This window comes from Blastomonas sp. (genome assembly GCF_041747255.1).
Taxonomy (GTDB): domain Bacteria; phylum Pseudomonadota; class Alphaproteobacteria; order Sphingomonadales; family Sphingomonadaceae; genus Blastomonas.
Map to the genome: position 1 here is coordinate 1 of NZ_JBGTFM010000231.1, position 5,022 is coordinate 5,022.

Consider the following 5,022-nt stretch of genomic DNA (forward strand, 5'->3'; position numbering starts at 1 on the left):
GACGATGACATCGGCAGAGGCGATCCACGGACGGATGTCGGCCACTTCGCCGACGACATTGATCCCCGAAAGGCTCGCCAGCACCTTGACCTCCGATGCGGGGTTGCGCCCGACGATATGGAACTGCGCATCGCCATGCGCCGCGCGGACGACGGGCAGAACCTCCCGCGCAAAGCTCGCCACCGCCTCGACATTGGGCGGATAGTCCATCTGCCCGGTGAACACGAGGTGCGGGCCGGCGGTTTCCGCATAGGGAGCGGGCGCGACGCCTTCGGGATCGTAGAACAGCGTGTCGATTCCGTTGCCCAGCGCCTCGATACGCACCAACGGGTCATTGAGACCTTCGCGAAACAGCGCGGCCTCGGCCTGGCTGACGAAGGTGGAAACGCTGGCGCGGCGCGCGATTTGCTGCTCGAACGCACCCAGCAGCCGCGCCTCACGTGCGTGGATGGCGCGCATCGGGCCGCGCGATTGCTGCGCATAGGCGGCAAACTTGGCCGAATCCATGTCGACAAAATCCATGATCACCCGTCCGGCAAAATCCGCGGGAATGAACTGCGCCATCTGACCCGAGAAGACGACGATCGTCGCAATCGGCCGGGTGACCAGCAGGCGGCTGACATAGAGCGCGATGTCCTCGCTGGCGAAGGCGGCGAGCGATAAAGGCAAGCCGCTCGCCAGCGCGCGCAGCCCCGCGCGCACGTTCGATACGGTGCGGTGGACCAGCAGGTGGCTGGCGCTGACCTCGGCAAGCGCAAGCTCTGCAGCGAGATCGGCGTCGGTCTCGGCAAAGGTTGCGACATGCACCGGCCCCAGCGCGGCGAGCGCGCGCAGCAGGTGGCAGGAGCGGATCTTGTCCCCCCGGTCGGGCGGAAACGGGATGCGGTGCGCCAGAAACAGCGTCTCGCCCATCAGCCCAGCCATCAACCCAGACCCCGGGCGATCAGCGGCCCCAGCCGGTTGGCCAGCGACAGCGGCAGCCGCTGCCAAAGTGCGATCTGCATGCGGTACTTTGGGCTGAGCGGGTTCACATCGCGCGGTGGCTGGCCATCGGTGGTGCGCACCGCATAGCTGAGCGGTGCAGGCGCAAAGCCCCAGTTCTTCTTGAACGCAAACGCCCCGGTGCCGACCTTCGAGCGGCCGAAATCGAACCTGGTGCAACCGCGCGCGCGGGCGTGATTCATCAGCGCGTAATACATCACGTCATTGGCGCGCAGGCCCCGCGCATCCCAGGTGCCGCCGCCCCAGTAAGGCATCACGGCGCCGCGATGGTAGAGGCTGAGCACGCTCGCCACCGGCACATCATCGTGCAGTACGGTCAGGATATCGGCATCGTCGCCGAACGCATCGAGCACAGCTGCAAACAGGCTGCGCGGGAACACCGGAGTACCAAGGTTGCGGACGCTCGTCGAATAGACCGCGTAATGCTGGTCGCGATCGATGGCGCTGCTGCCAGTGCGCACCGCCAGATTGTTGGCGAGGCCTTTGCGGACCTCGGCGCGCTGCTTGCGGGGGATCCAGTCAAGCTGGCGCTGGTCGGCATCCGCGCAATCGGCGACCAGATCGGCGACGAACCCGGCGTGCGCGTCAGACTTGATCGTCCATGCGGGGTCTTGCGGCAGCCAGCCGCCGCGCAGTTCAAGCGTCGGGCAGCTGAAACGCTCAGCCATCTGCCACGCCGCATCGGCGAGCGCCGCGCCGGTCGCGTCATCCTCGGCCAATATGCCGCCATCGACCGCAAAGCCGGTGGAGACCATCGCGCGGCCAAACAGCGGCGAATGCACCGCGTGCAGCGGCACCAGTCCGGCGATGTCTCCGCTCGAATCCTCGGCGATCAGCTGCAGGAAATCATGCCCTGCGCCTCGCTCGACAGCCTGTCCCCAAGCCAGACCGTGAAATGCGCTCGCCGTCGGGTGCGCCGCAAGCCATCGCTCGAAACGCGCGCGTTCCAGCGAATCGCCAAGGTCAGCGGCCCGCACCGTCACGGCAGGCACGGCAGGCGGGGCAAAGTGCATCATCACGGCCGACCCGCTGCGACCAAAGGCAGCGCGATCTCGTCGATGCGGCCCCATTGAAAGTCGCGCGTCAGCTGTTCGAGCTTGTCCGCCATCGCCGACAGCTGGGTGTAATGGCGAAGCCGAGAGCGCAGCGGCGCGCCCGCTACACGCGGCTGGTCAGAGTCGACCTCCCACGGATGAAAGTAGAAGATTGCAGGCTGGCGGTCATGCCCGTTGACCCGGTTCAGCGCCCAGCGCGAGAGCGGATAGGGAAGGATGCGGAAAAAACCCCCGCCGCCGGCGCCAAATCGCCGCGACCCCAGTTCGACCGTCGTCACCGGCAGCTCGATCATCGCCGCGCCCTCGACCGGGTGAAACGCAAAGCGCGGTGCCTCGCGCCAACCGTAATGATCGTGCGCAATCGGCGCGACGCTCGACGAATAGGCATAGCCTGCCTCGGCCAAAATAGGGTGCGCCCACGGGGTGCGAGCATCGATCGAAAAGCTCGGCGCGCGATAGCCCGTCACCGCGACGCCTGCGGCATCCTCGATGGCCTTGCGTGCCTTGTCGATATCGGCGCGGAACTGGTCGGGCTGCATGGTGAACACGCGGGCATGGTCCCAGCCGTGGCTGGCGATCTCGTGCCCTTCAGCGACGATCCGCTGAATCAGCGCCGGATGCCGAGCAGCGACCCAGCCGAGCGTGAAAAACGTCGCCTTGACCCTGCAGCGCGCGAACAGATCGAGCACCATGCCGGTGTTGTGCTCAACCCGGCCCTTGATGCTGTCCCAATCGCCTTTGGCAATCGTGGTCTCGAACGCGCCAACCTGAAAATACTCTTCCACATCGACCGACAGGCCGTTGATGATGCGGCGCGCGTCAGGCCGTCCTGTTTCCAGCGATGGTTCGCGCACTGTCATTCACTCCCGGCATGATCGACGTTCAATATGTGGTGGACGGCTGAGGGTTCAGGCCGCGCGGCCCTGCGGCCACATGCCACCTTGATCGTCTTCGACCCAGTTGACCAGCAATGTCAGCACGCGGCGCAACGCGGCCTCGCTGGTTGCCTGCCGTGCTTCGAGCGCGCCTATGCGCGCTTCCAGCGCCGAATTGTCGGGCTCGGGCGCGCGGCTTTCCAGCGACGCAATCCGGTCCAGCGCTGTCTGCAGTTCGTTGGCGAGCAAGACGCCGTGCTGTTCCTGCTGGCGCGCAAATTCGCGCACTTCGGCGAGCAGCTGATCGAAATCCGCCTTGCTGGATTGTTCTGCAACGGGGCGATGAGCGGCTGGCTGCGCAGCATGAACGGGTGCTTGATTCGAAGCTGCTTCAGCCACCGCAAGCGCAGCGGCGGATTCCAGCGTCTCGTCATCGGTCCAGCCGTGCTTGTCATGCGCATCAACGGCAATGTCGGCGAGCACTGCCTCAACCAGCGCGGCATCAATCGTGTCGCGGCTTTCCACCGCTGCCATCAGCAGCACCCGATTGGCGAGCATGTTGACCTTGCGCGGAATGCCGCCGGTTTGAGCGTACAGCCGCTGGCAGGCATCGACGGTAAACTCCGGGCGTCCGTTCCAGCCGACCAGCCCGAGACGATGTTCCAGATAAGGCCGCACTTCTGCCGCCTCCATTGCGCCCAGATGATGGTTGGCGATCACCCGTTGGCGCAGCTGCTCAAGCCCCGGGGCATGCTGGACGGTCGCACGAAACTCGGGCTGGCCGAGCAGGAAGATCTGCAGCAGTGGATGGCTGCCGAGCTGAAAGTTTGAGAGCATCCGCAGCTCTTCAAGCGCCGGCATCGGCAAGTTCTGCGATTCATCAACGACCAGCAGGCACCGGCGGCCATTGCGTGCCTCAGCCTGCAGGAAATGCTCGATGGCGGCCAAGGTGCCGGTCTTGTCCAGCCCTGCGGTTGCCACGCCAAAGCTGCTCGCCACCATGTGCAGCAGATCATCGCCATCCAGCTGGGTGGTGACAATCTGCGCCGCGGTCAGCCGGGCATTGTCTATGGTCTGCATCAGATAGGCAACAAGCGTGGATTTGCCCGCGCCAATCTCTCCGGTGATGACGATGAAGCCCTCACCCTGCGCCAGCCCATAGCCGAGATACGACATCGCCTTGCGATGCGTTGCGCTCTCAAAATAGAAACGCGGGTCTGGCGTCAGCTGAAACGGACGACCGGAAAAACCGAAATGAGACTCATACATGAACTGGTCCTAGCACTTTGATCTTGTCACCGGAACGAATAGCGTAGCGCCAGCAGCGCCGATGCCACCAGACTGCTTTCAAACCCTTCGGGATCGAAATAGTCGAGACCCACCGCAACAGTGCCGGTAAAGCGGCTGGTGAAGTTGCGATAATATGCCGCGTTGGCGCCGACGCCCAGCACATTGCTGCCCTGGCCGATGCCGTTTTCAAGATAGGTCGCATAGAGCGCAGAATCGATACCCGAACGCGCATCAAGCCGCTTGCTGGCGAAATAGTTGGCGAACCAGATTTCATCGATGGTCTGGTCAAATCCGGCGAGCACGCCGGTGTCTGCGGCGAAAAACTTGCGGCGGCTGTAACCGGCAGCGATGCCATGCGTCCAGCTTGCCCCTTGCAGGCTGACCTGCCCGGTCACCCCGCGCGTGCGGAACGCAGATGAGGCGACCGATTGCAGCGCGTCGTTGAAGCACGCCCCGCCCGCATTGCCAAACACGCAGCTGTTGAGATCACCACTCAGCGGGTTGCGCGTTGCATCGAACTGGGTCGGCAGACCGGCGAGATTGTCATTCAGCCGCGATCCGAACCCTGCGACCAGATCATAGACGGTGACGTTCGCCGCCAGCCGGCTGCTCGGCGTATAGGTGAACGATCCATAATAGGTCATGCTGTCGTACCGCTGGCCAACCCGCGCCTCAAGCGAGGTGCGGCGGCTGGGCCGCCACAGCACGCCGACATCCCAGATCAGGCCGTCCTGATCATAAGACAACAGGCGCGGCGAGGCGCGGTCGGTGATGAAACGGCCATCGGGACCGATGACCGG

Annotated in this window: 4 protein-coding genes and 1 pseudogene; all 5 read right to left on the reverse strand. The window is 64.4% G+C overall.

Annotated elements, in window-relative coordinates; genetic code table 11:
• Positions 1–924 (reverse strand): glycosyltransferase (locus tag ACEW8G_RS08255; RefSeq protein WP_373487949.1); only part of this gene is annotated, 924 nt, incomplete at its 3' end.
• Entirely contained in the window at positions 924–2,018 is a 1,095-nt protein-coding gene (locus ACEW8G_RS08260) for a FemAB family XrtA/PEP-CTERM system-associated protein (protein ID WP_373487952.1), read from the reverse strand. The genes ACEW8G_RS08260 and ACEW8G_RS08255, both read right to left, overlap by 1 nt.
• Entirely contained in the window at positions 2,018–2,917 is a 900-nt protein-coding gene (locus ACEW8G_RS08265; protein ID WP_373487950.1) for an XrtA system polysaccharide deacetylase, read from the reverse strand. Before ACEW8G_RS08265 ends, ACEW8G_RS08260 begins: the two co-directional genes overlap by 1 nt.
• A gap of 48 nt (positions 2,918–2,965) precedes the next feature.
• Entirely contained in the window at positions 2,966–4,201 is a 1,236-nt protein-coding gene (locus tag ACEW8G_RS08270; protein WP_373487951.1) for an XrtA/PEP-CTERM system-associated ATPase, read from the reverse strand.
• 26 nt (positions 4,202–4,227) lie between these two features.
• Positions 4,228–5,022 (reverse strand): annotated as a pseudogene (locus ACEW8G_RS08275) (preprotein translocase subunit YajC); the annotation flags it as partial.

Coding starts and splice junctions, on each gene's coding strand:
- ACEW8G_RS08265 (WP_373487950.1), bottom strand. CDS start 2,917: ATGACAGTGCGCGAACCATCGCTGGAAACAGGACGGCCTGACGCGCGC.
- ACEW8G_RS08270 (WP_373487951.1), bottom strand. CDS start 4,201: ATGTATGAGTCTCATTTCGGTTTTTCCGGTCGTCCGTTTCAGCTGACG.
- ACEW8G_RS08260 (WP_373487952.1), bottom strand. CDS start 2,018: ATGATGCACTTTGCCCCGCCTGCCGTGCCTGCCGTGACGGTGCGGGCC.